Annotated in this window: 27 protein-coding genes and 2 pseudogenes; 13 read left to right on the plus strand and 16 right to left on the minus strand. The window is 72.7% G+C overall.

Annotation, left to right across the window (positions count from 1 at the left end; all coding sequences use genetic code 11):
- Nucleotides 1-13 precede the first annotated feature (13 nt).
- Nucleotides 14-904 carry an SDR family oxidoreductase gene (locus ACIP4Y_RS21845; protein ID WP_401395906.1) on the plus strand — a complete coding sequence of 297 codons (891 nt, stop codon included), beginning with the start codon at nt 14-16 and terminating at the stop codon, nt 902-904.
- 24 nt (nt 905-928) lie between these two features.
- Here the strand turns inward: ACIP4Y_RS21845 and ACIP4Y_RS21850 are convergent, their stop codons facing one another.
- The 6 genes from ACIP4Y_RS21850 to ACIP4Y_RS21875 all read right to left on the minus strand — a co-directional run bounded on the left by ACIP4Y_RS21850 (nt 929) and on the right by ACIP4Y_RS21875 (nt 6,286).
- Nucleotides 929-2,047, minus strand: a complete 1,119-nt coding sequence (locus tag ACIP4Y_RS21850) for an aminoglycoside phosphotransferase family protein (protein WP_401395909.1) — start codon at nt 2,045-2,047, stop codon at nt 929-931.
- Between the two features lie 224 nt (nt 2,048-2,271).
- Nucleotides 2,272-2,835, minus strand: coding sequence for a 2'-5' RNA ligase family protein (locus ACIP4Y_RS21855; RefSeq protein ID WP_358643504.1), 564 nt, complete (start codon nt 2,833-2,835; stop codon nt 2,272-2,274).
- A gap of 18 nt (nt 2,836-2,853) precedes the next feature.
- Entirely contained in the window at nt 2,854-4,116 is a 1,263-nt protein-coding gene (locus tag ACIP4Y_RS21860; protein ID WP_401396161.1) for a PP2C family protein-serine/threonine phosphatase, read from the minus strand.
- Entirely contained in the window at nt 4,113-4,916 is an 804-nt protein-coding gene (locus tag ACIP4Y_RS21865; RefSeq protein WP_401395912.1) for an alpha/beta fold hydrolase, read from the minus strand. Before ACIP4Y_RS21865 ends, ACIP4Y_RS21860 begins: the two co-directional genes overlap by 4 nt.
- A 65-nt stretch (nt 4,917-4,981) precedes the next feature.
- Nucleotides 4,982-5,752: a polysaccharide deacetylase family protein gene (locus ACIP4Y_RS21870; protein WP_401395915.1), complete on the minus strand. Its 771-nt coding sequence runs from the start codon at nt 5,750-5,752 to the stop codon at nt 4,982-4,984.
- A gap of 378 nt (nt 5,753-6,130) precedes the next feature.
- Nucleotides 6,131-6,286: a DUF6131 family protein gene (locus tag ACIP4Y_RS21875; RefSeq protein WP_358643510.1), complete on the minus strand. Its 156-nt coding sequence runs from the start codon at nt 6,284-6,286 to the stop codon at nt 6,131-6,133.
- Between the two features lie 305 nt (nt 6,287-6,591).
- On the opposite strand from ACIP4Y_RS21875, the gene ACIP4Y_RS21880 reads away from it, so the two are divergent.
- The gene (locus ACIP4Y_RS21880; protein ID WP_401395920.1) at nt 6,592-7,464 is read left to right on the plus strand and encodes an SGNH/GDSL hydrolase family protein; all 873 of its coding nucleotides are present in this window, start codon (nt 6,592-6,594) and stop codon (nt 7,462-7,464) included.
- A gap of 43 nt (nt 7,465-7,507) precedes the next feature.
- On the opposite strand, the gene ACIP4Y_RS21885 is transcribed toward ACIP4Y_RS21880, so the two are convergent.
- Together ACIP4Y_RS21885 and uppS are read right to left on the minus strand one after the other, a co-directional pair.
- Entirely contained in the window at nt 7,508-8,917 is a 1,410-nt protein-coding gene (locus ACIP4Y_RS21885) for an oxygenase MpaB family protein (protein ID WP_401395923.1), read from the minus strand.
- Nucleotides 8,914-9,666, minus strand: coding sequence for a polyprenyl diphosphate synthase (gene uppS, locus ACIP4Y_RS21890; RefSeq protein ID WP_401395926.1), 753 nt, complete (start codon nt 9,664-9,666; stop codon nt 8,914-8,916). The genes ACIP4Y_RS21885 and uppS overlap by 4 nt, the downstream gene beginning before the upstream one ends.
- Nucleotides 9,667-9,901: 235 nt before the next feature.
- Between uppS and ACIP4Y_RS21895 the strand changes: the two genes are divergently transcribed.
- Nucleotides 9,902-11,107 carry a serine hydrolase domain-containing protein gene (locus ACIP4Y_RS21895; protein ID WP_401395929.1) on the plus strand — a complete coding sequence of 402 codons (1,206 nt, stop codon included), beginning with the start codon at nt 9,902-9,904 and terminating at the stop codon, nt 11,105-11,107.
- The gene (locus tag ACIP4Y_RS21900) at nt 11,104-12,687 is read left to right on the plus strand and encodes an alpha/beta hydrolase (RefSeq protein ID WP_401395932.1); all 1,584 of its coding nucleotides are present in this window, start codon (nt 11,104-11,106) and stop codon (nt 12,685-12,687) included. Before ACIP4Y_RS21895 ends, ACIP4Y_RS21900 begins: the two co-directional genes overlap by 4 nt.
- Nucleotides 12,688-12,749: 62 nt before the next feature.
- Here the strand turns inward: ACIP4Y_RS21900 and ACIP4Y_RS21905 are convergent, their stop codons facing one another.
- A complete protein-coding gene (locus tag ACIP4Y_RS21905; RefSeq protein ID WP_401395935.1) occupies nt 12,750-14,747 on the minus strand; it encodes a glycosyltransferase in 1,998 nt (665 codons plus the stop codon).
- A gap of 163 nt (nt 14,748-14,910) precedes the next feature.
- On the opposite strand from ACIP4Y_RS21905, the gene ACIP4Y_RS21910 reads away from it, so the two are divergent.
- The gene (locus tag ACIP4Y_RS21910) at nt 14,911-15,777 is read left to right on the plus strand and encodes a TIGR03619 family F420-dependent LLM class oxidoreductase (RefSeq protein WP_401395938.1); all 867 of its coding nucleotides are present in this window, start codon (nt 14,911-14,913) and stop codon (nt 15,775-15,777) included.
- Nucleotides 15,778-15,999: 222 nt separating this feature from the next.
- Nucleotides 16,000-16,560: a DoxX family membrane protein gene (locus ACIP4Y_RS21915; RefSeq protein ID WP_401395941.1), complete on the plus strand. Its 561-nt coding sequence runs from the start codon at nt 16,000-16,002 to the stop codon at nt 16,558-16,560.
- Between the two features lie 100 nt (nt 16,561-16,660).
- On the opposite strand, the gene ACIP4Y_RS21920 is transcribed toward ACIP4Y_RS21915, so the two are convergent.
- Both ACIP4Y_RS21920 and ACIP4Y_RS21925 read right to left on the minus strand, forming a co-directional pair.
- Nucleotides 16,661-16,753, minus strand: a complete 93-nt coding sequence (locus ACIP4Y_RS21920) for a hypothetical protein (protein ID WP_401395944.1) — start codon at nt 16,751-16,753, stop codon at nt 16,661-16,663.
- A 112-nt stretch (nt 16,754-16,865) separates the two neighbouring features.
- A pseudogene (locus ACIP4Y_RS21925) lies at nt 16,866-17,162 on the minus strand (tetratricopeptide repeat protein); the annotation flags it as partial.
- On the opposite strand from ACIP4Y_RS21925, the gene ACIP4Y_RS21930 reads away from it, so the two are divergent.
- Entirely contained in the window at nt 17,043-17,342 is a 300-nt protein-coding gene (locus ACIP4Y_RS21930) for a tetratricopeptide repeat protein (RefSeq protein WP_401396164.1), read from the plus strand. The pseudogene ACIP4Y_RS21925 and the gene ACIP4Y_RS21930 sit on opposite strands and share 120 nt — an antisense overlap.
- Nucleotides 17,343-17,388: 46 nt before the next feature.
- Here the strand turns inward: ACIP4Y_RS21930 and ACIP4Y_RS21935 are convergent, their stop codons facing one another.
- Nucleotides 17,389-17,685, minus strand: coding sequence for an ArsR/SmtB family transcription factor (locus ACIP4Y_RS21935; protein ID WP_401395946.1), 297 nt, complete (start codon nt 17,683-17,685; stop codon nt 17,389-17,391).
- Nucleotides 17,686-17,771: 86 nt separating this feature from the next.
- Here ACIP4Y_RS21935 and ACIP4Y_RS21940 point away from each other — a divergent pair, with 86 nt between their 5' ends.
- Nucleotides 17,772-18,143, plus strand: coding sequence for a hypothetical protein (locus ACIP4Y_RS21940; RefSeq protein WP_401395949.1), 372 nt, complete (start codon nt 17,772-17,774; stop codon nt 18,141-18,143).
- 165 nt (nt 18,144-18,308) lie between these two features.
- Nucleotides 18,309-19,940, plus strand: a complete 1,632-nt coding sequence (locus ACIP4Y_RS21945) for a phosphodiester glycosidase family protein (protein WP_401395952.1) — start codon at nt 18,309-18,311, stop codon at nt 19,938-19,940.
- A gap of 71 nt (nt 19,941-20,011) precedes the next feature.
- Here ACIP4Y_RS21945 and ACIP4Y_RS21950 read toward each other — a convergent pair whose 3' ends face one another.
- The 3 genes from ACIP4Y_RS21950 to ACIP4Y_RS21960 all read right to left on the minus strand — a co-directional run bounded on the left by ACIP4Y_RS21950 (nt 20,012) and on the right by ACIP4Y_RS21960 (nt 21,877).
- Nucleotides 20,012-20,416, minus strand: a complete 405-nt coding sequence (locus tag ACIP4Y_RS21950) for a hypothetical protein (RefSeq protein ID WP_401395955.1) — start codon at nt 20,414-20,416, stop codon at nt 20,012-20,014.
- A 334-nt stretch (nt 20,417-20,750) separates the two neighbouring features.
- Entirely contained in the window at nt 20,751-20,981 is a 231-nt protein-coding gene (locus ACIP4Y_RS21955; protein ID WP_401395958.1) for a hypothetical protein, read from the minus strand.
- 392 nt (nt 20,982-21,373) lie between these two features.
- A complete protein-coding gene (locus tag ACIP4Y_RS21960) occupies nt 21,374-21,877 on the minus strand; it encodes a hypothetical protein (RefSeq protein WP_401395961.1) in 504 nt (167 codons plus the stop codon).
- A gap of 166 nt (nt 21,878-22,043) precedes the next feature.
- Here ACIP4Y_RS21960 and ACIP4Y_RS21965 point away from each other — a divergent pair, with 166 nt between their 5' ends.
- The gene (locus ACIP4Y_RS21965; protein WP_401395964.1) at nt 22,044-23,030 is read left to right on the plus strand and encodes an aldo/keto reductase; all 987 of its coding nucleotides are present in this window, start codon (nt 22,044-22,046) and stop codon (nt 23,028-23,030) included.
- Between the two features lie 165 nt (nt 23,031-23,195).
- Nucleotides 23,196-23,567 (plus strand): hypothetical protein, encoded by a 372-nt coding sequence (locus tag ACIP4Y_RS21970; protein ID WP_401395967.1) that lies wholly within the window; start codon nt 23,196-23,198, stop codon nt 23,565-23,567.
- A gap of 86 nt (nt 23,568-23,653) precedes the next feature.
- On the opposite strand, the gene ACIP4Y_RS21975 is transcribed toward ACIP4Y_RS21970, so the two are convergent.
- Complete coding sequence (locus ACIP4Y_RS21975) at nt 23,654-23,893, minus strand: hypothetical protein (protein WP_401395970.1); 240 nt, start codon at nt 23,891-23,893, stop codon at nt 23,654-23,656.
- Between the two features lie 89 nt (nt 23,894-23,982).
- On the opposite strand from ACIP4Y_RS21975, the pseudogene ACIP4Y_RS21980 reads away from it, so the two are divergent.
- Together ACIP4Y_RS21980 and ACIP4Y_RS21985 are read left to right on the plus strand one after the other, a co-directional pair.
- Nucleotides 23,983-24,124, plus strand: a pseudogene (locus tag ACIP4Y_RS21980) (cytochrome P450); the annotation flags it as partial.
- A 48-nt stretch (nt 24,125-24,172) separates the two neighbouring features.
- Entirely contained in the window at nt 24,173-24,652 is a 480-nt protein-coding gene (locus tag ACIP4Y_RS21985; RefSeq protein WP_401395973.1) for a carboxymuconolactone decarboxylase family protein, read from the plus strand.
- Nucleotides 24,653-24,679 lie beyond the last annotated feature (27 nt).

Raw genomic sequence — 24,679 nt, forward strand, 5'->3', positions numbered from 1 at the left:
GCAGGAGGCCACCGTGACGGACCAGCAGGGTGACCGGCCGAACCCGGTCACACAGCACGCCCGCCCCGACTTCCCCTCTCAGGACCAGCCGCATCCGGGCTGGACCGGCCCGATGGACCCGCCGCCCGACCACGGCGAGGAGTCCTACCGCGGCTCCGGCCGTCTCGACGGCCGCAAGGCCGTGATCACCGGAGGGGACTCCGGCATCGGACGGGCGGTGGCCCTCGCCTTCGCCCGCGAGGGCGCCGATGTGCTCTTCACCCATCTCGAGGAGGAGGAGGACGACGCCCGCGAGACGTCCCGGCTGGTGGAGGACGCGGGACGCAAGGCGATCGCCGTGCCCTGCGACATCCGCGACGAGGACAACTGCCGGTCGCTGATCGAGCGCGCGGTCGCCGAGTTCGGCCACATCGACGTCCTCGTGAACAACGCCGCCTACCAGATGTCCCAGCCGGACGGCATCGAGGCGATCAGCACCGAGCAGCTCGACCGGGTGATGCGGACGAACCTGTACGGCATGTTCTGGCTGACCAAGTTCGCCCTGCCGCACATCCCGGCCGGTGGCTGCGTCATCAACTCCACGTCGGTGCAGGCCTACCAGCCCAGCCCGCACCTGCTGGACTACGCGATGACCAAGGGCGCGATCGTCACCTTCACCCACGGGCTGGCCCAGATGCTCGCCGAGCGCGGCATCCGGGTCAACGCGGTCGCACCGGGGCCGGTGTGGACCCCGCTCATCCCCTCGACCATGCCCGACACGGCGGAGTTCGGGAAGCAGAGCCCGCTCGGCCGGCCGGCCCAGCCCGCCGAACTGGCCCCCGCCTACGTCTATCTCGCCTCCCCCCAGGCGAGCTTCATCACCGCGGAGATCCTCAACGCGACCGGCGGCACTCCGCTGCCCTGACCGGCACGCGGCCGCGGGGAGCGGTCAGCCGGCCCGGAACGGGGGCTCGCCCAGGAGCGCCAGCAGCCACGCGGCGCCCTGCGCGGCCCCCGGCTCGGCGCCGGACGCGTCAGGGAACATCCGGCCCCAGGAGGCGGCCCGGCCCAGGGCACTCAGCCGCCAGGCGAGTTCCGCCGCGCGCCGCAGCTCCGTTGCGGTGCGGCCGTCACCCGTCCACGGCTCCAGATAGGCGTCGAGCAACCGGGGCAGCACCTGCGGCCCGTAGCGGTCGCAGGCCCGTTCGACCGGGACCCGCAGGCTGCAGAACGGGTGGGAGACGGTGGCGTCGCCCCAGTCGAAGAAGGTGAACCGGCCCGGCGCCGGCCGGAACAGCTGACCGTCGTGCAGGTCGGCGTGGTCGAGGGTGTCCGGGACACCGGCTGACGCGAGTTCCGCGCACCAGTCCGCGAGCCGGGGCCGCAGGCCCTCCAGCCGGGCGCGCTCGTCAGGGGTCAGCGCGGAGTTCTTGGCGAGCAGCTCGTCGAACACCTCGGGCAGGTCGCGGGTCCGGGCGGCGGGCACCCCCAGCCGCTCGATCTCGTCCGCGTGCGGAAGCAGGTCGCCCTGCATGCACGCGTACTGGCGCAGCAGCGCCTCCCAGTCCCGCGGCTCTACCGGCTCCCGGCCGAGCACGGACCGGAACAGGTCGCCCCCGTCCGGAAGCAGCATCCAGCCGCGCGCCGCGTCGACGGCCAGCGGGCGCAGCACATGCTCCGGCACCCAACGGGCCAGCGCGGCGGTCAGCGGGCCCTCGAACGCGCTGCCCGGCGGGTTGGCCTTGAACCAGACGGCGGAGTACGGCGGTTCGTCCGCCTGCCGCGGACGGGCCGGGCGTACGGCGACGCTCGCGTGCCTCGCCTCGGCCGTCCGCCCGGCCACGGACGGCTGTCCAGCCGGAGCCGCCGCTCCCGCCACAGGCACCCGAATCAGCACCGACCACGGCCGGAGCCGTACCTCCGGGGCGCCGGTCGCGCGCAGGCCGTGCGTGCCCAGCCGGGCGGCCACCCAGTCGAGGGCCGCGGCGCGCCAGGAATCCCGCTCCCACGGGGTCGCCGCGTCCGGATACCGGCCCCGGTCCACGGCGATCGGGTCATCGTCTCGCATCGCCCCATCCCAGCATCCCGGCCGGCGGCCCGGCCAGCGGTTTTCCCCCGCGCCGACCGGGTACCGCGGCACGCTGTGGCGCAGCGACGGCAACGGCAAGGGCTCCTTCGGCGCCCGCACGAAGATCGCCACCGGCTGGGGCGGCTACAAGGGCGTCTTCTGACCCACCGCACCACGGACGGCGCCCCCGGCCGGGGGCGCCTTTCGCGTGCCGGGGCGGCCCCTCAGGACTCCTGCGTCCGGCGGACCTCGCCCGTGCCCAGGGTGATCACGGCCCGGGGCCGCATGGGCTCCTCGTCGCGCCGGGACAGCAGGACCACCTCCTCGACCAGCGCCGACAGCGTGCCCAGCCGGACGGCACACTCGGCGGCCAGCCGCTTCGGGTTCTGGGTGCGGCCGAGGGACAGATGCGGAGTGAAACGCCCCCCGCGCCCCTGGCAGAGCGGGAACCGCAGTTCCAGCTCCCGGTGGAGCCGGGACCACGGCGCCGGGTCCGCAGCGGCCGGGTCGAGCCACACCGTCGCGTAGTGCCGGTGCCGGAACCAGCGCACACCGGCCAGGCGCGCCGGGAACGCCGTACGCTGTGCCGCCGCCGCGGCGAGCAGCGGTACGGCCTGCTCGAACTCCTCCTCCGGTACGAAGCCGAACAGCAGGTTCACATGCGGCGGCCACCGCCGTACCTGCGGATCGTGCTCCCAGCGGATCTCCTGGATCGCCGGCCACAGCTCGGGCGGCGGCAGCCAGGCCACCGCGGTCCGGGGCGTCGGCGCGAGTTCGAGCACGTCCACACGCCCATGGTCCCAGGGTCAGCGGGCGGAGTGATGCGGACGCCCCAGGGCGAGGAGGGCGGTGTCGTCGTCGAGTCCGTCGCCGAAGCTCACCAGGAGAGGGATGAGGGCATCGATCACGGCGCGGGGGCGCGCGGGGGCCAGCGCGGTGGCGAACGAGTGCAGCGCGTCGTAGCCGTACAGCTCCTCTTTTTCCCCCGTGCGCGCCTCGGTGAGGCCGTCGGTGTACAGCAACAGGGTGTCGCCGGGGTGCAGAGCGGTGCGGACGGTCGTGAAGGAGGCGTCGTGGAAGGCCCCGACCAGCAGTCCGCCGGGCGTCCGCAGGTACTCGGCGCGGCCGTCCGCCCGGAGCAGCAGCGCAGGCGGGTGTCCGCCGGAGGCCAGCAGGACGCCGGCGTTCTGCCCTTCGGGTTCGAGGATGCCGAAGACGGCGGTGCAGTACCGGGGGTCCGCGCCGGTGTACCGCTCGAGCAGTGCGGCGTTGAGGGTGGACAGCACGGCTTCGGGATCGAGGCCGTGGAGCGCCGCGGTGCGCAGGGTGTAGCGCACGAGGGAGGTCACGGCCGCGGCCTGGGGGCCCTTTCCGCAGACGTCGCCGAGGAAGAAGGCGAAGCGCTCGTCGCCGAGGGGGAACAGGTCGTAGAAGTCACCGCCCAGCTGTATCGAGGAGGCCGTGTGGTAGTACGCGGCGGTCTCCACGCCGGGCACGGTCGGCAGACTGGCCGGGAGCAGGCTCTGCTGCAGGACGGCCAGCGCCTCGCGCAGCTGCTCGCGGTCGGCCTCCGCCTGGCGCAGGGCATCCTCGGCCGTGCGGCGGGCGCGCAGCAGCTCGGTCTCGTAGGAACGCCGGTCGGTGGCGTCGAAGACGGTCGTGCGGATCAGCAAGGGACTGCCGTCGGCGCCGTGCTTCACGGTCGAAGTGATCAGTACCGGAAGCCGGGACCCGTCCGCGACCCTCATCTCCAGTGCGATCCCGCCGATCTGCCCCTGCATGCGCAGCAGCGGTGCGTAGTGGGTCTCGTGGTAGAGCTTGCCGCCCACGGTCAGCAGGTCGGTGAAGCGCCTGCGGTGCACGACCTCCTCCCGGGAGAGGCCGAGCCAGTCCAGCAGCGTCTTGTTCACCTTGACGATGGTGCCGTCCATCAGCGTGGACAGGTAACCGCAGGGGGCGGACTCGTACAGCTCCTCCGTACTGTCCTCCAGCAGCACGGTGACATCCGTACCGAGGTGTGGCCGAGCCTTCCCACGAGGGCGAGGGGCCGGGCCGGAGGGGGACATCAGTCCAGGTCTTCCACGAACCCGGTGATCGCCTGGGCGGTGGCTTCCGGGGCGCTCAGCTGCGGGCAGTGGCCGGTGGCGGCCAGTGTGACCAGGCGGCTGCCGGGGATGGCGGCGTGGACGTACGCTCCGACCTCCCGGGGGGCTATGACGTCCTGCTCGCACTCGAGGACCAGGGTGGGGACGGTCACCGTCTTCAGGTCCTGACGGGTGTCGGACAGGAACGTGGTGCGCGCGAAGACCCGCGCGATGTCCGGGTCGGTGGCGCAGAAGCTGTTGGTCAGTTCCTCGCCCAGCTCCGGCCGGTCGGGGTTGCCCATGATGACCGGGGCCATGGCCGCGGACCATCCGAGGTAATTGGCTTCCAGCGAGTCCAGCAGCTCGTGGATGTCCGCCGCGGTGAAGCCGCCGCGGTAGTCCTCCTGGTCGATGTAGGAGGGGGAGGGACACACCATGACCAGGGAGCCGATGCGGTCCGGCGCCCCGGCGGCGGCCAGGACGCCGGCCATGGCGCTGACCGAGTGGCCCACGAACACGGCGTCCCGCAGGTCCAGCTCCTCGCACACGTCCACCACGTCCTGGGCGTAGCCGTCCAGGGTCGCGTAGCGCTCCTCCTGCCAGGCGGCCAGGTCGGACCGGCCGGAGCCGACGTAATCGAACAGCACGACGCGGAAGTGCTGCGCCAAGCCGGGCGCCACGAGGCGCCACATGTTCTGATCACAGCCGAAACCGTGTGCGAGGATCATGGTCCGGCCGGATTCCGGACCGATGACGCGGACGTTGTTCCTGCGGAGGATGTCCATCTTTTCATCCTCGCACGTCGGGGCCGGGCTCGTTCGCCGGTGATCGATCGGCGTCCGTTCGCCGGTCAGCGCACCGGGAAGCCGAACGCGTAGCCCTGCTGCTTCAGCCAGGGCAGCAGGGTGCGCAGCGCCACCACCGTCTGGGAGCGGTCGCCGCCCGCGTCGTGGAAGAGGATCGTGGGACCGTTGGCCAGCTCGCCCTCGACGGTCGCGATGATCGCGGCGCTGCCCGGCCGTTCGAAGTCCTTCGAGTCGACGTTCCAGCCCAGCGGCCGCATCCCGTGGGAGGCCGCCAGTTTCCGGCTGAACGGGGTGAAGGCGCCGCCCGGGGCCCGGTAGTACATCGGGCGGACGCCCCCCGACGCCTTGGTGATCTGCCGTTCCGCGTCGACGATCTGCTGCGCCTGATAGGACTCGGGCTTGGTGTCCATGGTGGTGTCGTGGGACACGGTGTGGTCGCACAGCCGGTGCCCGGCGGCCACCACCTGCTTGACCAGGTCCGGGTGCGCCTGGGCCTGCGTGCCGACCATGCAGAACGTCGCCTTGACGCCGTTGTCCCGCAGCACCTGGAGCACCTGCGGGGTCCAGACCGGGTCCGGGCCGTCGTCGATGGTGATGTTGACCGCGTGCTCGCCCCGGTCGGAGGCGTGGGCGATGACCGCGGACACGGGCGCCGTCTTCGGCGCGGCGTGCCGGGCGGCCTCCGGCGAGGCGGACCGGCCGCCGCTCTGACCGGCCTGCGCGGTCCACACCGAGGTGGCCGCGGCCACCGCCGTGACCCCGACCGCCGCCGCGACCACCCGGCCGTACCATCCCCGTCCGCCATGCCGCGCCATGTCCGTCCCGCCCCCTGCCGTGTCTGCGTTCTGCCGTGCCGATGTGCTCGGCACCTGGCAGGACGGTCACGGTTGAGCAGGGGATCCCGCTGTTACGGATCACGGACAATTCCGCGGCGTTTCCGGGACAGTCGCCCGGCTCGCGGGGCCGGAGATGCCGGAAGCCGGCGTACGGACGTGGGGGGTTGGAGAGGCAGGGCGCGTCGTGGTACCGACGGCGAGGGGCAACTCGGCCTGATGCGATGACCCCGACGACAGCCGCACAGCTCCGCGCACAACCCGCGGCCCCCCGGACGTGACTCCGGCGGGCCGCAGGTCGTTCCCTGCCACGGCGGGCACTGACGTCAGCACCCGCCGGGAGGGATCACATGTCGCCGCTCACCAATAGTGGCGCCGTCCGGCGACGGCGTGGCCCATGGCTCCCATGATCCACAGGATGGCTCCCACCACCAGCAGGATCACGCCGATGGTCCACAGGATCGATATGCCTGTGATGAAGCCGATGATGAGCAGAATGACGCCGAGGGCGATCATGACGTGCCTCCAGCCGGTGAAGGTGGTGCTCCTGTCCTACGGGTGCCCCGGATCCGGGCGGATTATCAGGCTGTCGGCTTTTCAAAAGTTCTGTCGGCAATGTTGACTCCGCACTGCGGCGGCCTCACATTACCTAGCGGTAGTACCCGGCGGTAACCCCCGCCGTACCCGCCGGCCGGCGTCGCACGGCCGCCCCGCACACCTTTTTGCTCGATCGAGCCGCCCCGTTCTCGCGATCCACCCCACCCACGGCACCGCCATGCCCGGCTGTCCCGTGTCCCCGTCCCGAGAAGGGAGAGCACCACATGCCCCTGCATGCCCTGCGCCGCGTCCTCACCGCGACCTCCGCCGCCGTCGGCGCGCTGGCCCTCGGCCTCACCACGACCCCCGCCCAGGCCACGACACCGCTGAACTACGCCGCACTGGGGGACAGTTACAGCGCCGCCTCGGGGGTCCTCCCCGTCGACGTCACCAGCCCGCTGTGCCTGCGCTCCACGGCCAACTACCCCCACGTCATCGCCGCCCGGACGGCGGCGCGCCTGACCGACGTCACCTGCGGTGCCGCCCAGACGAAGGACTTCACCACGGCCCAGTACCCCGGCGTCGCCCCCCAGACGGACGCGGTCACCGCGGACACCGACCTGGTCACCCTGACGATCGGCGGCAACGACAACGGCACCTTCATCAACGCGATCACCGCGTGCGGAACCGCGGGCGTCCTCAGCGGCGGCCAGGGCAGCCCGTGCAAGGACCGGTACGGGACGTCCTTCGACGACCAGATCGACGCCACCACTTATCCCGCGCTGAAGTCCGCCCTCCGCAGTGTGCGGGCCAAGGCGCCCCAGGCCCGGGTGGCGGTGCTCGGCTACCCGTGGATCACGCCCGCCGCGGCCGACCCCTCCTGCTTCGTCAGACTGCCGGTCGCCACCGGCGATGTGCCCTATCTGCACGCCCTCCAGGCACACCTCAACGCCGTGGTCCGGCGCGCCGCCGAGGAGACGGGGGCGGCCTACGTCGACTTCGCCGAGGCCTCCGCCGGGCACGACGCCTGCCAGCCCGTCGGCACTCGGTGGATCGAGCCGCTCCTGTTCGGGCAGAACGTGGTCCCGGTCCACCCCAACGCCCTCGGCGAGCGGCGCATGGCCGAGCGCACCCTGAGCGTCCTCGGCCTCGGCTGACCGCTCACCGCCGCACCGGGTCCGCTCATGCGTCGGCGTCCGCTCACGCGTCGGCGAGCAGCGGGTCGTAGGGCGTAGAGCGCTCCCGGCCCGACATGAAGGCCAGGAAGTCCCGCACGAACGCCCCCCGCGTGTACGTGCCGTCCGCGCCCGGCACGTCCCGGCGGAACCCCGTGCGGAACAGCGCCCGGTACTCGTCCGCGTCGACCCGCTGGTCGCCGTTCGTGTCGGTGACGTCGAAGAGCACCTCGGCGACCCTGATCAGCGCGGGACCGGCGAGGGAGGGCACGGCCGCCGCGAACTCCAGGGCGCCGACCCGGCCGTCGCCGTCGGTGTCGAGAGCCGCCTGCAGCTCCCGCCACCAGGCGGCGAAGGCGTCGTAGAGCCGGGTCTCCGCCGGCTCGTCAAGGTCGAGACGGCCGGCGATCTCGCGGGCCATGGCGGCGAGGTCGGGCCAGTCCAGGTAGCCGTCCCCGGTCTGGTCCAGCACCTCCGTGAAGAACTCCTCGGCACTGCGCCGCGCCACGGCTCCGGCGCCCGCATCCGGCTCCGGCGGAAGCGGGGCGAGCAGCCGGAGCAGCGCCCCGGCCCGCTTCATCCGGTCCCGCAGCGCGCCGATCGTCCGGGCCCGGGGGTCGTCGCTGTCGGGGGAGAGGGAGAGCAGGCCGATGACGGCCTCGGGCCGGACCCAGCCGTCCGGGAGGAACCGGGCGAGGCCCGCGCCCAGATAGACGCTCTGCATCAGCGTCTGCGCGCCGGGCAGTTCGGGCAGCCCCGTCTTCCGGCGGAACGGTTCCGGAAGGGACGCCACGGTGACCACACCGAGCAGCGGACCGGCGACCGCGCGGCCGGCCGCCCACAGGGTGGGCAGGCCGTGCAGCAGCGGCGGCGCCGGCAGATGGTCGAAGAGCCGGTAGAGGATGATCCGCATCGCCTCGGTGTTCTCCAGCTCCTCCTCGACCACCCGGTCGTAGTACGGCCAGAACTCCTGCACCGTGGGCGGCAGCTGGTCCGCGTCGCCGTCCAGGGCGGCGAGATAGGCCCGGAACTCGGCGTACAGCCGCTCCATGACGGTCTGCTCCAGCGGCTGCCCGCTCAGCCGGCACATCGTGACGCTGCTCTCGAAGAGCGTCGCGACCACCCAGGCCCGCACCGCGGGATCCAGCGCGTCGTACGGCCGGTGGTGCGCGTCGGTGCCCTTCAGCCGGGCGTGCAGCCGGTTGAGCCGCGCCGCCTCCCTGCGCCGTACCTCGTCGTCGGGCCCGAACATGCGCTGCAGACTCACGACCGTGTTGCGCAGCCGGCGCCACGGGTGGGCCACGAACGTCGAGCTGTCGACGAGGGCCGCGCCGACCTGAGGGTGCGCGGCCTCCAGAACCGTGGCCCGGATGATGGCCGGCGCCCAGCGCGGATCGTTGAAGAACTCCTCGAACTGGCTGCCCGTCTCGGTCACGCTGGTGGTTCTCCGTTCGCGTTCGGCGGCACGCCGCCGAAGCGGCGGTCGCGCTGCTGATAGGTGTGCAGGCACTCCAGGAAGTGGGGCGCCCGGAAGTCGGGCCAGAGCACCGGCGGGAACATCCACTCCGCGTAGGCGACCTGCCAGAGCATGAAGTTGGAGATGCGCTGCTCCCCGGAGGTTCGGATGACGAGGTCCACATCGGGTGTGTCGGGAAAGGGCAGATGCGCGGCGAAGCTCCGCTCGTCCACGGCCTCGGCCGGCACCCCGCTGCGGATCAGGGACCGCGCCGCCGCCACGATGTCCCTGCGCCCGCCGTGATCGAACGCGACGGTCAGCGTCATGCCCCGGTTCTTCTCGGTCAGCGTCATCAGGTCGGCGAAGTCCCGGGCCAACGCCGGCGGGATGCGCGGATCCGCCACACCGAGGAACCGGCAGCGGATCCCGCGCGCGTGCAGCAGCGGGGCGTGCTTGCGCACCACGCGGCGCACCAGCCGCATCAGGAAGTCGACCTCGGTGCTCGGGCGCCGCCAGTTCTCGGTGGAGAACGCGTACAGGCTCAGCCACTCCACGCCGGCCGTCCGTGCCGCCTCGATGACGTCGATCACCGTCGTCTCCGCCGCACGGTGACCCGACGTACGCGGCAACGACCGCCGTGCCGCCCAGCGCCCGTTGCCGTCCATCACACAGGCCACGTGCCGCGGCACCCTCCCGACGGCACCGCCGGCGGCCTCCCCAACCGTCATGCCTGCCCCCCAGCGGCAACGAGCGGACCCCTTCGTCCCGCCCTAGGGTGTCAGCCCCCGGCCCCGGAAGACGGCGCGTGCGCTTGAGGTTCACCCTTGGTACGCCTGTCTGACGGCGCGATCCCCTGCCGGGCCGGGGGGTTCTCCTCCGGGTGCTCGCTGGTGCTGCCCCCCGCACCGGATCGCCTGCCTGCCGGAGTGAGCGCGGTGCGGGCGGTGCCTAGCGTGAGGTCACATGGCAATCTCCTTGTCCAGTTCCGCATTCCGCCGGCGTACCGGCCTCGCGGCCATGGCGCTGGCCTGCCTGCTGACCGCCGCCCCGGCCGCCGCCGAGCAGCCCCCACCGGACGCGCCCCGCGCGTGCGGCCCGCACCCGGCGCTCAGCCGGTCCGTGCAGCACCTGGTGACGCACGACCGGATCGCCGGCGCCGCGGTCCTGGTCACCGGCGCCGGCCCGGACGCGCCCTGCGCCCGCTGGACGGCGAGCGGCGGCGTCGCCGATCTGCGCACCGGCCGCCCCATGAACACCACCGACCGGCTGCGCGTCGGCAGCGTCACCAAGACGTTCACCGCGACGGTCGTCCTCCAACTCGCCGCCGAGCGGCGGCTGTCCCTGGACGCGCCCGTCGAGCGGTACCTGCCGGGCCTGATCCGCGCGGGCGGTCACGACGGCCGCCGGATCACCGTACGGCAGCTCCTCCAGCACACCAGCGGGCTGCCCGACTACCTCGACGCCCCCGAGTGGCAGCACATCGAACGGCTGCGGTACCGCCACTTCGAGCCGCGCCGGCTCATCGCCCGCGCCCTGCGGCTGCCACCCCCGGAGCACACCTGGCGCTACGCGACCACGAACTACCTGATCGCCGGGCTGATCGTGCGCGCGGTCACCGGCCACAGCCCGGAGACGGAGATCAGCCGCCGCGTGATCGGCCCGCTGGGCCTGCACGACACCTACTGGCCGGGCGACGCCCTCCGCCTCCGGGGCCCGCACTCGCACAGCTACTTCACCGCCGGCGACGGCCGCCGGGTGGACGGCACCGACTGGAACACCACCTTCGGCGGTGTCGGCGGCGCCCTGGTGTCCACCCCGGCCGACCTGACCCGGTTCGCCACCGCGCTGTCCGCCGGCCGGCTGCTGCCCGCGCCCCAACTCGCCGAGATGCGGCGCACGGTGGCCGCCGACCCAGACCGGCTCTGGCCCGGCGCCCGCTACGGGCTCGGCCTGATCTCCTCACCGCTGTCGTGCGGCGGCACCTGGTGGGGGCACGCCGGGACCGTTCCCGGCGGCCACCGCGCGCTGGTCGCCACCGGCCCCGGCGGCCGCGCCGTCGCCGTCGCCCTGAACGAGGTGCCCGCCACCCTCCAGGCCGAGCTGGACTTCCTCGACGTCGTCGACAAGGCCCTCTGCGAGGGCACGTCCACCGAAAGGACACCCGCATGACCCGTTCCACCTCCCCGGCCGGCGGCCGGCGCCCGCACCGCCTCGTCTCCCGGGGCGCGGCAGCCGTCGCCCTGTCACTGGCGGGTGCGCTGGCCCTGGGCGCCGCCCCCGCCGCCCCCGCCGCGGCCCGGCCGGTCGCCGACCCCCTCGCCCGCTACCACCACCAGCACCTCCACTGGAAGAGCTGCCTGCTCGGCCCGGACGACACCACCGGCAAGGAACTCGAACAGGCCGGCGCCCGATGCGCCGACGTCACCGTGCCCTTGGACTACACCCGCCCCGCCGGCCGTACGATCACCGTCGCGATATCCCGGATCCGGGGCACCGACACCGCTCACCGCGCCGGTGCGCTGCTGCTCAACAGCGGCGGACCCGGCGGACAGACGATCGGCGATCCGCCGTGGGTGCGCAAGGCCATGAAGGACGTCGCCGCCCGCTATGACGTGGTCGGTGTGGACCCCCGCTTCGTCGGCCGGAGCACCCTGCTGGACTGCCGGTGGCCCACCGGCAGCATGGTCCGCGGAGCCGGCACCGGCCGCCCCGGCTTCGACCGCATGGTCTCCTTCGCCGCGGACCTCGCCGACCGCTGTCGCACCCACGCCGGTGACCTGCTGCCGTACGCCGGCACCCGCAACACCGCCCGCGACATGGACGTGATCCGCGCGGCCCTCGGCGAGCGCAGGATCTCCTACCTGGGCTACTCGTACGGCACCTACCTCGGCCAGGTCTACGCGACGATGTTCCCGCAGCGCGTCGACCGGGTCGTCCTCGACGGCGTGGCGGACCCCGCCCGCTACGGTCCACGGCTGCTGCGGGGCTCGGAGGAGGCCAACCGGCACGCCCTGCGCGGCTGGGCCGACTGGGCCGCCGCCCACCACGCCACCTACGGGCTGGGACGCACCCGGAACGCCGTCCTGGACACCGCGGACGCGGTCCGCGCCGCCGCGGCCCGCACACCCCTGCGCCTGGGCGGCTACCGGGTGGACGACCACGTACTGCCCGTCGTCGTCTTCAACGGACTCTCCCAGGACAACCCCCGGGCCTACGGCGACTTCGCGCAGGGCGTGCGGGACCTGCGGCGCGCCGCCGAGCGCCGGACGGTCACCCCGTCCCCGTGGCTGGCCTCGGCACTGGAGTTCCTGCTGACGGGGCACGCATCCGCCTACGGCAGCGCACAGACGTCCATCCTGTGCGGGGACGTGGCCGCGCCTCGCGACCCGGAGACGTACTGGCGCGATCTGCGGCGCGCCGGGACGGGGGACCGGCTGTTCGCGCCCGTCACCGACAACATCAGCCCGTGCGCCTTCTGGGACCCGCCGCGCGAACGCCCCACCACCGTCCGCGACGACCTGCCGGCCCTGCTGGTCAACGCCACCGGCGACCCGCGCACCATCTACCGCGGCGCCGAATCGGTGCGCCACCGCTGGCCCAGCTCCCGCCTGGTGACCCTGCGCGGAGCCGACCAGCACGCGGTGTACGGCGTGTTCGGCAGCCCGTGCGTGGACACCACCGTCAACACGTACCTGGCGACCGGACGCCTCCCGGCCCGGGACGTGACCTGCGCCCGGCCCACCACGTGACCACCCCCTGCCGGTGGGGATGAGCCGTCGGTCGGTCCCGTACCCACCGACCGGTCCGCCCGCTACCTGAGGCGGTTGGTGAGTCCCTTGACGAGGTCCGTCCGCGCGACCTTGAGAGCAAAGCGGTCGGTCGTGCCGGCCAGGGGCCGGGCGTACCAGGGCAGTGCCCGGCGTCGCCACTTGGCGGGGGCCAGACCCGAGGGGAGCGCGGGCAGCGGTACGGCCCAGGACCCGAGCCGCAGCTCCGCCGTCCAGACGCCGGCGGGGAGGGCGTCGACCGGCACGGTGACGTGGAAGGCACCGTCGGCGGCGATCTCACGGACCGCGAGGGTGACGGTGTTGCCGGTGCCGTCCTCCAGGGCCAGGGTCAGGGCGTCCGCGGGATATTCGGCCAGGCCCAGCCGGCCGCTGACGCGCAGCTCGGCGGGGGAGCCGTCGGCCCAGCGGATGTCCTTGTCGACGCGCAGTTGCGACCGCACCTTGTGCTTGAGCTCGCCGAGTTCGAGCGTGAAGTTGCCGTACGGCTTGGTGGTGTAGAGGGTGACGGCACGCAGGCCCTCGCCGGTGCTGAGCACCCGGGTGCCGGGCTCGCCGGAGACGTCCTCGGCGCGCTTGCTGCCGATCCGGACCTCCTTGCTCAGCCCCTGGGCGCCGACAGCGAGGGAGATGTCCCACAGTCCGTCGGCGAGCGGCTTGCCGTCGGCGGCGGTCGCGATGTCGACGGTGGCCTCGAACCCGGCCAGGTCGTACTCGTACCGCCCCTCGTCCTCGTCCGCGCGGAGCCCCGGCGTCGGGGTGTGCGTGACGGGCAGCCGGTACTCGGTCTTGCTGTCGCGTTCGCGCAGGACCAGTTCGGTGGTGACGTCCCGCGTCTCCACACGGTGCAGGTAGCCGTGTCCGGCCAGGTGGAGCACACCGCCGTCCATCTCGGCGCGGCTGACGCGGTGGCGGAGGCCGAGCTGCGCGGTGACGTCGTAGTACCGGTCGGGGATCGCCCGCTCGGGGTCGCGCAGGAACGGGTAGCGGGCCAGTGCCCGGCCGTTCTCGACCAGGACCGGGGTGGCGACCTTGGACCGGGCGAGCCGCTTCTCGAACGCCACGAGTTCGAGCACTTCGTCCAGCATGCGGTGGCGCACCAGGTGCAGCCGCAGCCGGGCCATGGCCGAGAGCTGGTCGTCCATGCCCTCGTGCCACAGGGGCTCGATGATCTCCGCCAGGCGGTCCAGCGTCTTGAGCTGCGTCTCGCGGGGCTCGTGGACGAGGTGGCCGGCGAGCAGCTGCTGGACCTCCACGGTCAGATGCCGGTGCGCCAGGTGGTCGCGGCCCGGACCGGGGGGCACCAGCTCCAGGATCAGGTCGACCATGCGGGGCAGGAACTGCAGCCGCCGCTGCGTCCCCTTCAGCCGAAGGGTGATGTTGCCGTCGTCCTCGCGCTGCACCCAGTACAGGCAGTCGTAGTCGGCGACCACGGAGATGCCGGACGCGTGCAGATAGGCGGCACCGACGAAGAGCTGGTCCTCGCCGATGGCCAGGTCGGTGGGGAAGCGCAGCCGGTGCCGCTCCAGCAGCTCCCGGCGGAACAGCTTCATCGGGTTGAGCGTCCAGTACACACGGGAGGAGAACACGTCCGTGCGCGGCTGGTTGCGCTTGAACATCGACGTGGGCGCGCCACGCCCGCCGACCCCGACCATCTTGCCGAGCACGACGTCGGTGCCGTTCTCCTCGGCCATCCGCACCATGCGTTCCAGGGCCTCGGGGCCGAGACTGTCGTCGGCGTCCAGGAAGAACACGAACGTACCGGTCGCGTGGTCGAGCCCGTGGTTGCGCGGGGCCGACGGGCCGCCCGAGTTCTTCTGCCGGAAGACGCGCAGCATCTCCGGGTAGACACCCTTGAGGCGCTCCAGCTCGTCGGCCGTGCCGTCCGTGGAACCGTCGTCCACGACGATGACCTCGAGCCGCTCACGGCCGATGCTCTGCTCCGCGACCGAGGTGATGCACTGCGTCAGATACGGCATCGCGTTGTACGCGGCGATGACGACCGAAACGGTGGCGCCAGGCATGAATTCGCGCTCCAAAATACCGGGCAACCCGGGGCGGCTTCGATTTTTCTGTGAACCTACCATGACCAGGGAGTGTCGGTAGAACGGATGAGCGGTGAAGCGCCCACCCGCCCTTCGGGCAGGTCGGAGGACCCGTACACGGACGGTCGACGGACGGTTCCAGGTGTTCCACGGGGGCGGCCCGTCGGCCCCGCGCAACGTCGGCAACCGACTCCTGGACAGCGGTTGCGGCCTCGACACGGATCCGCTCGTGCTGCCGGCGGCCGTCGCGGGGGCGACGACGCGTCTGCGGCTGCTGACGTCCGTACTCGTCGCGCCGTACTACCCGGCACTGGTGCTCGCCAACCAGGCCGCCACCCTGGACGTCGTCTCCGGCGGCCGGCTGGTCCTGGGCGTCGGCACCGGGTGGAACCCGGACGAGTTCGCCGCGGTCGGCGTACCCGCCCGTGAACGTGGTGCACGCACCGACGACCACCTCGCCGCCGCCCGGACCCTGTGGACGCGGCGGCCCGCGGACTTGGACGGGCCGTTCACCACCCTGCGCGCGGCCCACCTCGGAGTGCCCCCGGTCACCGCCGGCGGTCCGCCCGTGCGGGTCGGCGGCCACGGCGACGCCGCCCTGCGCCGCGCGCTGCGCTTCGGCGACGGCTGGTACGGCACCGGTGTCGACGCCGCGGAGATCACCGACGTACGACGCCGCCTGCGCGGACTCGCCGGCACGGCGGACGCCGACCGCCCCACGCTCTTCACGGCCGCGTTCCTCACGCCACCCGGCCTGCCCGCGGCGGTCACGGCACCGGGACGGCCGCTCGGCGGCACCGCCCCCACCGCGGCGAGCGTCGCCGCCGACCTCACCCGGCTCGCCGAGGCAGGCGTCACCGCCGGCACCCTGTGGCTGCCCGGTGAGCAGGGAGCGGTACCGGTCGGGGGAGCGGTGGTACGTGACCTCCGGTACGCCGTGCCCGGTTGTCGTCGCGGTCCGTGCAGTGCACAGCGCGCCCGCTGTCGGGGGGGGGATCCCTTCGGCTGAGGCAGCACTGCCGCGGCCGGCGCCTAGTGGGTGCGAACGGTTGACCGCGCGGCTGAGCATGTACGTCCCGCCCCCAGATGCACGACACCGCCCGCGACGGAAGGATCGGGGGTACGGGGGCATGCTCCACGACGCTGCGTGGAGCCGACCCCCCACCGGTTGCTCGGCAGGCGTCCGAGCTGGGGGAAACGCCCGCTCTGGCCTTCCCACCGGAGCACTGTCATGTTGATCAAGCGCATTCTGAACCGTTCCGCCCCTTCCTCCCGACCCGCCGCGCATCCCACCGGCCCCGAGCCCCTGGCGACCGCCGCCGACTGCGGCCTGCTGCTCCTCCGGCTGGCCTTCGGCCTGTTCATGGCCGGGCACGGGGCGCAGAAGCTCTTCGGACTCTTCGGAGGTGACGGCCTGACCGCGACCGCGAGGGGGTTCGAGGCGCTGGGCTACCGCCCGGGAAAGCCCTTCGCCGTGATCGCAGGCCTGTCCGAGCTGCTCGGCGGCCTCGGCCTGGCCCTCGGGCTGCTCACGCCGCTCGCGGCCGCCGCCCTGATCGGCGTCATGATCAACGCGATGGCCACGGTCACCGGCGCCCATGGTGCGTGGGAGGCGGACGGCGGCGTGGAGTTCAACGTGTGCATCGCCGTCGTCGCCCTGTCCGTCGCCGCCATCGGCCCGGGCCGACTGTCCGCCGACCGCCTCTTCCCCTGGGGCAGGGGCGGCTGGGCAGAGGCCGCGGTCGCCCTCGGCCTGGGCGGCGTCGGGGCGGCGATCACGCTCGGTATCTAGGCCGAGGACGACGGGGCATCCGCGGTGCCCGGGAGGCGTTGCGTCCCCGGGACGCCGGGGCCCTTCGACCGCGTACTGAAACGCGGGCGGCCGCGTACTGTCACCTCCCCTCCGCCGGCCGTACCGACAGCGCCGCCCGGTCGGCGAGCATGACAGGATGGTCCGCGCCGAGCAGCCGTTCGCGGTCGGCCACCGCCTGCTCCAGCAGCGCTGTGGCCTCGGGAAATGGCGAGGTTGAAGCGGGCGGTGAGGGTGCCGAGCAGCCGTTCGGCGTCGGCCACCACGTGCCCCAGCAGGGTGATGGCCGCATCGACGCGATCCGCCTGCGCGTAGGAGAAGGCGAGGTTGCCGCGGACGGTGAGGGTGGAAGGATGTTCACGGCCCAGCAGCCGCTCGAAGTCGGCCGCCGCGCGCTCCTCGATCGCGATGGCCTGCTCCGTACGGCCCGCCTGCCGGTAGGAGGAGGCTCGGGCCGCCGGGAGATGGCGGTGGACGGGTGGTCCCCGCCAAGCTGCCGCTCCTGGCCGGCCACCACCTGTTCTGCCCTGGCGATCGAGGAACGAGTGGTCGTCGACAGCGAGCGGGTGTTGGGCCGTAATCACCCCGCCCCCCTTACGGCCCGTGCCGACCGCGCCCTTTCGTACCGGCAGGCGGGCCGCACGGATGAGACCGTCCGGTTGCTGACGCAGGTGGTGGCGGATCGTGAGCGGCACCTGGGCGCGGACCGCCCCGGCTCCGTGGCGGCCAGACGCACGCTGGTGACGTGGCGCCGGGACGCTTGAGGGCGGCTCCGTGCGGCGTGGCCCACCGGGCCGGCGACGCCGGTGCTCATCGCCTGCCCTCGGCCAGCACGGCGGCGAGCAGTCCGGGGAAGCGGGTGTCGAGGTCGGTGCGGCGCAGGGACATCAGGCGGGCCTTTCCCGCCCGGCGGGTCTCGGTGATTCCGGCCTCGCGCAGGATCCGCCAGTGATTGGACAACGTCGACCGGGGCACGTCCAGGCCGTCCGGGCTGCACGCGGTCTCGCCACTCTCGGCCATCCGGCGGACGAGTTCCAGCCGGACCGGGTCACCCAGTGCGTGCAGCACCACGGCCAAGTCCGGTTCAGCCCTCACGAGTTGTGCCACCGGTCCTCCTCCTCGCCTGTGCAACACCCGTAGTATGCGGCTTGCTTCGATGTTTCGGGAAAGTCGAAATGATCTAGGAGATGGCCATGCCGGTACTTGCCACCCTCGCCCGCGTCTACGTCGACGACCTGGACGCGGCACTGCCGACCTTCGTGGAACTGACCGGAGAACAGCCGCGGCTGCGGTTCACCTACCGAGACCTGGACCTCGCGAGCGTCGGCGGCTATCTGCTGCTCGCGGGCACGGAGGAGGCCCTGGCCCCGTACCGCGGCACCCACGCCACCACGATCGTGGAGTCCATCGACCAGGTGCTGCGTATCGCCGAGCGGCACGGCGGGGAGATCCTCGACGGCCCCAACGACGTTCCCACCGGCCGCAACCTGACCGTGCGCCACCCGGGCGGTGCGACCATCGAGTACGTGCAGTTCCACGCGACCGCACGATCCGCGTTCGGCTGAGCCGTTCGGCCGATGCCCGGCGGGCACTGGCGAGTTCACATGTCTGTTGTGTTTCCTTTCGTTCGCGAGACAGTGGATGTCACGTACGGCCGGTGAAGTGGACCACCGTTGTCAAGATGTGCTCGGGGCACGGTCGCCCCCCGACCATTCGTGAGGTGCATGCGCATGCGTCGTACCCGCATCCGGGGTGCTGCACGGCGCTCCGCTCGTGTCCGTGCCCGGCTCGCGGCAATCCTCGTGCTCGCCGTCACGGCCCCGGCCTTCCTGCCCGGTGCGGCGGAGGCGGGCCCCGCGCACACGACGGCGACCGAGCGGTGGACCGCGCAGACCGTCGCCCCCGGTGTCACGGTCCGCACCGGTGTCATCCAGCACCCCGGCACGCGGCATTCCTGGACGGTCACCGTGCAGGCGCCGACCAGCAGCCGGTGGAGCACGAACGATCCGGACGCGCCCGTGACCTGGGCCGAGGTCTCCACCCGCACCTGGGCTGACGACACGGCCCGCAAGCTGACCCGGGCAGGCTTCCAGCCGCGCGTGGAGAGCGTGCAGTGGCCGTACTACGCCGACACTCCGCACGGGCTGATGGGGTACCGGGTCCGGGTCGGCCGTTTCGCCACCCAGGAGCAGGCGCGGACGGCCGCGTCGGCGGTCACCGCGGCCGGGTTCCGCACGACCCCGTCCTGGACGGGGTACGACATCCAGGAGCCGGCCGACCTGGAGAACGTCCACGTGGCGGTGATCGACCCGAAGACCTTCGACGGAAGCATCGAGGCCACGCACGACGGCAACGTGGCACAGCGCGAGACCACCTCGGCGGTGGCGCGGAAGCTGAACTCGCTGGTCGGAGTCAACGGCGGCTTCTTCGTGATGTCGCCGGGCGACGGCGTGCCGGGCACCATGTCCGGGATCGGCGCCTACCAGGGGGAACTGGAGTCGATGGCGGCCGGCTCCCGGTCCGCGCTGCTCATCGAGGACGGCGGCCACAGCATCCGGATCGCGGACCTGACGAGCACCGCCACCGCCCGGGCGGGCAAAGCCGCCTACCCGATCCAGGGCATCAACCGGGTGCCCGGCACGGTCCGGGACTGCGGCCGCCCCGGCAGCACGCCCAGCGAGCTGCCCTGGCAGGACGTGACCTGCCGGCTGGCCGACGACATGGTCCGGTTCACCGATGCCTTCCAGGCCGACCTGCCGGCCGGTCCCGGAACGCAGGTCGTGCTGGACGCGTCCGGCCGTGTCCTCTCCGCCGGCGCGCGCGGCGGCCGCGTCCCCGAGGGCGGGCATGTGCTGCAAGGCGTCGGCAGGGCGGCCGACTGGCTGACGGCGCACGCCGAGCCGTACCGCCGTATCAAGGTCAGCGAGGTCGTCCGCACCGCCGGGGGCGGGCGGGTCGCACTCGACGGCGACGACTCCATCGTCAGCGCGGCGCCGACGCTGGTGAAGGACGGCCGGATCGACATCGACGCCGCCGCCGAGGGCGTGGTCGACCCCGAGTACACCTCCTTCGGATACGCCTGGGCCAACGTCCGTCAGCCGCGCACCATGGCGGGCATCGACAGGCGGGGCCGGCTGATCCTCGCGACGGTGGACGGACGGCTGAAGAACGGCAGCGAAGGGTTCACCCTCTACGAGGCCGCCGCGTTCATGAGGTCGCTCGGTGCCGTGCAGGCGATGAACCTCGACGGCGGCGGCTCCACCGCGATGGCCGTCAACGGCACAGTGGTCAACCACCCGTCCGACGCGGCCGGCGAACGCGCGGTCGGGGACACCGTCCAGGTCCTGCCGGCGGCAGACTGACGACCGCCGGAGCCGTGCCTCGGCCCGGGGCCGTGATCCGTACGAAGGCCCACGTGGCCCCTTCCCGACCGCTACCGGGCAACCGGGACGAGTCGGGGGCTCCTGGTCTGCGTGCCGGGAGCACAGAGCACCACGGCCCAGAACTCCATCGTGTGCGCGGAGCTGCTGTTGCGGGCCACGGCGCGCCAGCCGTCGCTGGTCGGCGAGTTGGTGCTCACCATGAGGTTGACACTGCCTCCGTCGAAGGCGTCGTAGCCGCCGCCCGTCGGTACTTGTCCGGGCGGGCACTGGGCTTCGGAACTGCCGGTCTGGCCGGGTGTCAGTACGGCGTGTCTGCCCTCGGCCCAGGTGTAGTCCTCCGCGCGCGGGGTGGTTCGCTTTCCTTCCGGCTGATCGGCCGTGTCGAGGGCGGTGGCCGTCCCGCCCGAGGCGAGAACCGCGACGGTGACCAGGGCGGGAAGAGCGAGGCGTTTCATGCCGGAACCTTTCGGATTGCATGAGGGCGACAACCCCGATATGCCCGCTGTGCGAACGGGGTCTGCTCCCTCTCACACGTGCGGAGCAGGCAGAGCGCCTGCCGGGAGGTGATCGCGCCCTGGCTCCGGGGCGGCGGCTGGACGGTCACGGCCTGCCGGGGGTCTTCCACGACGAAGCGGGAGGCGTGCTGTGACGGCGGGACCGCCGAACCGGCCCACATCGGGGAGGCCTTGAGCCGGATCCGGAGGAGCCGCTGTCCGGCGTGCTCGACGGGCCCGGGTCAGGCGCCGGAACGGGTACGGGCGCCGGTGGGTGCGGAGCCCGGGGCCTTCTTCAGCGCTTCGTCGTCGGCGGCGCCCGCCAGGATGGCGTCCAGGAGTCCCGGGTAGCGCGCGTCGAGGTCGTCGCGCCGCAGGGACAGCAGGTTCTCCCCGCCGGAGGGTGCTGCCAGATGACCCCGCTCTCGCGCAGTACGCGCCAGTGGTGCGTCATCGTGGACTCGGCTGTGATCCCCAGGAGTGCCAGTACGCTGCCGCAGTTGTGCTCCCCGCCCGCGTCGAGCACGCGGACGACGGCGAGCCGTACGGGGCTGCGTCACGGTCGCCCTCGCGTACGGCTTCGACGCCGACACGGGCTACGGCCTGCTGGTGCCCGGCCTGGCCGTCTTCACCGTCATCGCCGGCATCGGCACCGAGGGCAAGACCGGCCACGCGCTGGAGGCCGCCACGGCGGACGGCGAGTTCCTGGTGGTGCTGCTCGCCGCGGCGGGCATGGTCGTAGGCCTTCTCGTCACGCTGCTTCTGAAGCGGCCTGCAGCTCCCGCGCCCGCACCCACGCTGACAGCGAAGAGACCCTCGCGGCCCGCTGATCCCCGGCTTGCGGCAGTCTCCGCTCCTCGGCCGGCGTTGTGCCCCGCAACGGTGACAGGGCCGGCCGAGGAGCGGCCATCAGGTGTGTCACCGCGGCGCTGTGGCCGGCCCCAGCAGAGCGTCGCACAGCACTCCCGGTGAATTGGAGCCCACACACAACCGCAGGCCGCCGTCGGCGCGGACGACTCCCAGGCTCGCGTCCGGCTCCATGTCCGACGGGTGATGATCCGGCCGGAGCGCCACCAGGCCCCCACGGTTGTCGAGCGACCACTTCCCCTGGCCCGTGAACCCGTCGACCGACGTCGCGATGGGCAGTCCCACCGCCGAGAATCGCCCGTCGGCGGCGAACTCCACCCGCCCGGTGCGGCCGCCCTCCAGCCTCCACACCCCGACGATCGCGGATCGGGAGGAGACGACGGTCAGCCGGGGTCTCGCCGCGTACCGGGAGACGACATGCCAGACACCCCCGGCGAGGAGCACGGCGGTGACCCCCGCGATCACCGCTCGCCGACGCCACCGCGCCGCCGGACGCGGTCGCTCGTCCCGGCGCTGTTCCCAACGCTCCAGCGGCCCGTCACCCGGGTCGGTCATGTTCTCGTACTCCCTGCGCTCGGACGGACAGGTCGGGAAGGCCCGTCACGACTGCCCATCCATACCTCGGTGCGCACCCGACGCCAAGGGCAGCCCCTTTGACATGGAGTGCGCTCCAGCAACTAGCGTCCCAGGGAAACGATCAACGAGCCCAGGAGGCAGCAGCATGACCGACGTCCCCATCCGGTATCTGGGCGAACTGGCCGTCTCCGCGCAGGGACTCGGCTGCATGGGCATGAGCCACGGCTACGGTGCCACGGACGACGCGCAGTCGATCGCCACCCTGCACCGCGCCCTCGACCTCGGCGTCACCTTCCTCGACACCTCCGACTTCTACGGCTTCGGGCACAACGAGGAGCTGATCGGGCGGGCCATCGCCGGGCGGCGGGACGAGGTGGTGCTGGCCACCAAGTTCGGCTTCGCCAATCGCCTGGGCGAGCCCACCCTGATCCGCGGCGACGCCGCCTACGTACGCCAGGCGTGTGAGGCCTCGCTGCGTCGGCTCGGCGTCGACCACATCGACCTCTACTACCAGCACCGGGTCGATCCGCAGGTGCCCATCGAGGAGACCGTCGGCGCCATGGCCGAGCTGGTGCAGGCCGGCAAGGTCCGTCACCTGGGGCTGTCCGAGGCCGGTGCGCAGACCATCCGACGGGCGCACGCGGTGCACCCGATCTCGGCGTTGCAGAGCGAGTGGTCGTTGTGGACCCGGGACCTGGAGGCGGAGGTCGCCCCGGTCTGCCGCGAGCTCGGCATCGGCCTGGTCCCGTTCTCGCCGCTCGGGCGCGGCTTCCTGACCGGCCGCTACAGCTCGCTCGAAGGACTGGCGGAGACCGACGTACGGCGCAGCCAGCCGCGGTTCGCCGACGGCAACCTCGAACGGAACCTGGCGATCGTCGCGAAACTGAACGAGCTGGCCGCCGCCAAGTCCGTCACCGCCGGCCAGCTCGCGCTGGCCTGGGTGCAGCACCGGGGCGAGGACGTGGTGCCGATCCCCGGCACCCGGCGGCAGCGGTATTTGGAGGAGAACCTGGCGGCACTGGACGTCGAGCTGACCGCGGAGGACCTCGCCGCGATCGAGGCCGCCGCCCCGGCCGGGCAGATCGCGGGCGACCGCTACGACGCGAGCAGCCTCACCTTCGTCAACCGCTGACACCGCCGGCGCACTCCGCTCCCGGACGGGCTCCGGCGGCTCAGCCACCCTGGTACGAGGTTCGCGTACCGGGGAAGGCTGGGTACACGGCACACCCGGCCTGCCCCGCCCCGGGGACGCACGCACAGGCCACCACCCGTCATCGCCGTGAGGGAGGCACACCCTATGCGCTCGATCAAGCGGAGCATGGCCGCGGCCCTGCTGGGGGCCGCGGCCCTGGGCCTCTGGGCCCCGGCCCTTGCGGTCGCCGGCACCGGGGCCGCCGGCTCTGACACCGCTCAGCCTTCGATGTCGTACTGCGGCGCGGACAGGGCCACCGGGCTGGCGGTATCGGCCGACCGGACCGTCTCCTGCGCCACCGCCCTGCAAGTGGCGGGTGCCTACACCAAGGCCGCCTCCGGTACGGGGGACGCACCCGCGACGGTCCGCGTCGGCGGGGCTGCGTGGAAGTGCCAGGAGCGTCAGGGCGACCCGAACCCCTACCAGGAGTGCGTCGACGCGAGCGACAGCGGCCGCCGGGTCATCGTCTCGTCCTGACCGGGTGGACTGCACCCTGGGTAGGTCCGACGACGTGGAGGCCGTGCTGCTGCCCCGGCTGCGACACCTTGACGGGGGAGGTCCGGCTACTGCGCCGGGTCCTCCTCTGCGCTCCGGACCGCCTTCTTCACCGCCTGCTCCAGCTCGTACCGCGACATGCCCTCGTGCGCCGAGTGCTCGGTCACCGCAGCCTGGAACGCTTCGGCCGCCCGGCGCCAAGCCAGCCACTGGGCGTCGTACTCCTCACCGCTCAGGCCGGCCAGCTGCGCGCGCTCCGCTTCAGCGGATCGTTCCAGCTTGACCAATTCGTCGGGAATGTCTGCCATACCTGGATGCTATGCACAGCACCACCAACATGCCCGTCAGCGCCACTGCGGGGCCGGCGGGCCAGGTGCCGTCCTCCGGCGCGGGACTGGGCCGGCTCACCCGCCGGGAGGCCGCCACGATGGGCCTGCTCCTGCTCCTGCCTGCTGATGGGCGGGCACGAGACCACCGCCAACATGATCAGCCTGGGGGCCCTGCTGCTCCGGCATCCCGACCGGCTCGCGCTCGTCCGGTGACGTGATAGTTTCAAGTTCAACAAAGTTGATCCGGAGGAGTCCAGGTTGACCAGTCCCGAGCCGGCCGGCACCACGCGGCGGATCTTCATCGACAAGCAGAGCCCGAAGGCGTACCACGCGCTGGTGCAGACCTCCGAAGCGGTCCGCTCGGTCGCCGCCGACGCGGGCCTGGACCGGGTCCTGGTCGAACTGGTCAACCTCCGTGTGTCCCAGCTCAATGGCTGCGCCTACTGCCTGCACCTGCACACCCGGGCCGCGCTGCGTGCGGGCGACACCCCGCAGCGCCTCGGCGTGCTCGCCGCCTGGCGCGAGACCGAGCTGTTCACCCCCGCCGAACGCGCCGCCCTGGCCCTCGCCGAGGCGACCACCGCCGCGGCCGACACCGCCGCCCAGGACACCGCATGGGCGGCGGCACGGGACGTCCTGACCGAGGACCAGATATCGGCGGTGATCTGGGTGGCCGTCACCATCAACGCGTTCAACCGGGTCTCGATCATGAGCCGGCACCCGGTGAGGGCCGAGTAGCGGTTGGACCTGCCGACGCCGGTCGCC

It is taken from the genome of Streptomyces sp. NPDC088810 (genome assembly GCF_044750305.1).
In the GTDB taxonomy this organism is placed as follows: domain Bacteria; phylum Actinomycetota; class Actinomycetes; order Streptomycetales; family Streptomycetaceae; genus Streptomyces.

Coding starts and splice junctions, on each gene's coding strand:
- ACIP4Y_RS21850 (WP_401395909.1), bottom strand. CDS start 2,047: ATGCGAGACGATGACCCGATCGCCGTGGACCGGGGCCGGTATCCGGAC.
- ACIP4Y_RS21865 (WP_401395912.1), bottom strand. CDS start 4,916: ATGGACATCCTCCGCAGGAACAACGTCCGCGTCATCGGTCCGGAATCC.
- ACIP4Y_RS21870 (WP_401395915.1), bottom strand. CDS start 5,752: ATGGCGCGGCATGGCGGACGGGGATGGTACGGCCGGGTGGTCGCGGCG.
- ACIP4Y_RS21875 (WP_358643510.1), bottom strand. CDS start 6,286: ATGATCGCCCTCGGCGTCATTCTGCTCATCATCGGCTTCATCACAGGC.
- ACIP4Y_RS21880 (WP_401395920.1), top strand. CDS start 6,592: ATGCCCCTGCATGCCCTGCGCCGCGTCCTCACCGCGACCTCCGCCGCC.
- uppS (WP_401395926.1), bottom strand. CDS start 9,666: ATGACGGTTGGGGAGGCCGCCGGCGGTGCCGTCGGGAGGGTGCCGCGG.
- ACIP4Y_RS21895 (WP_401395929.1), top strand. CDS start 9,902: ATGGCAATCTCCTTGTCCAGTTCCGCATTCCGCCGGCGTACCGGCCTC.
- ACIP4Y_RS21900 (WP_401395932.1), top strand. CDS start 11,104: ATGACCCGTTCCACCTCCCCGGCCGGCGGCCGGCGCCCGCACCGCCTC.
- ACIP4Y_RS21905 (WP_401395935.1), bottom strand. CDS start 14,747: ATGCCTGGCGCCACCGTTTCGGTCGTCATCGCCGCGTACAACGCGATG.
- ACIP4Y_RS21915 (WP_401395941.1), top strand. CDS start 16,000: ATGTTGATCAAGCGCATTCTGAACCGTTCCGCCCCTTCCTCCCGACCC.
- ACIP4Y_RS21930 (WP_401396164.1), top strand. CDS start 17,043: ATGGCGGTGGACGGGTGGTCCCCGCCAAGCTGCCGCTCCTGGCCGGCC.
- ACIP4Y_RS21940 (WP_401395949.1), top strand. CDS start 17,772: ATGCCGGTACTTGCCACCCTCGCCCGCGTCTACGTCGACGACCTGGAC.
- ACIP4Y_RS21945 (WP_401395952.1), top strand. CDS start 18,309: ATGCGTCGTACCCGCATCCGGGGTGCTGCACGGCGCTCCGCTCGTGTC.
- ACIP4Y_RS21950 (WP_401395955.1), bottom strand. CDS start 20,416: ATGAAACGCCTCGCTCTTCCCGCCCTGGTCACCGTCGCGGTTCTCGCC.
- ACIP4Y_RS21960 (WP_401395961.1), bottom strand. CDS start 21,877: ATGACCGACCCGGGTGACGGGCCGCTGGAGCGTTGGGAACAGCGCCGG.
- ACIP4Y_RS21965 (WP_401395964.1), top strand. CDS start 22,044: ATGACCGACGTCCCCATCCGGTATCTGGGCGAACTGGCCGTCTCCGCG.
- ACIP4Y_RS21970 (WP_401395967.1), top strand. CDS start 23,196: ATGCGCTCGATCAAGCGGAGCATGGCCGCGGCCCTGCTGGGGGCCGCG.
- ACIP4Y_RS21975 (WP_401395970.1), bottom strand. CDS start 23,893: ATGGCAGACATTCCCGACGAATTGGTCAAGCTGGAACGATCCGCTGAA.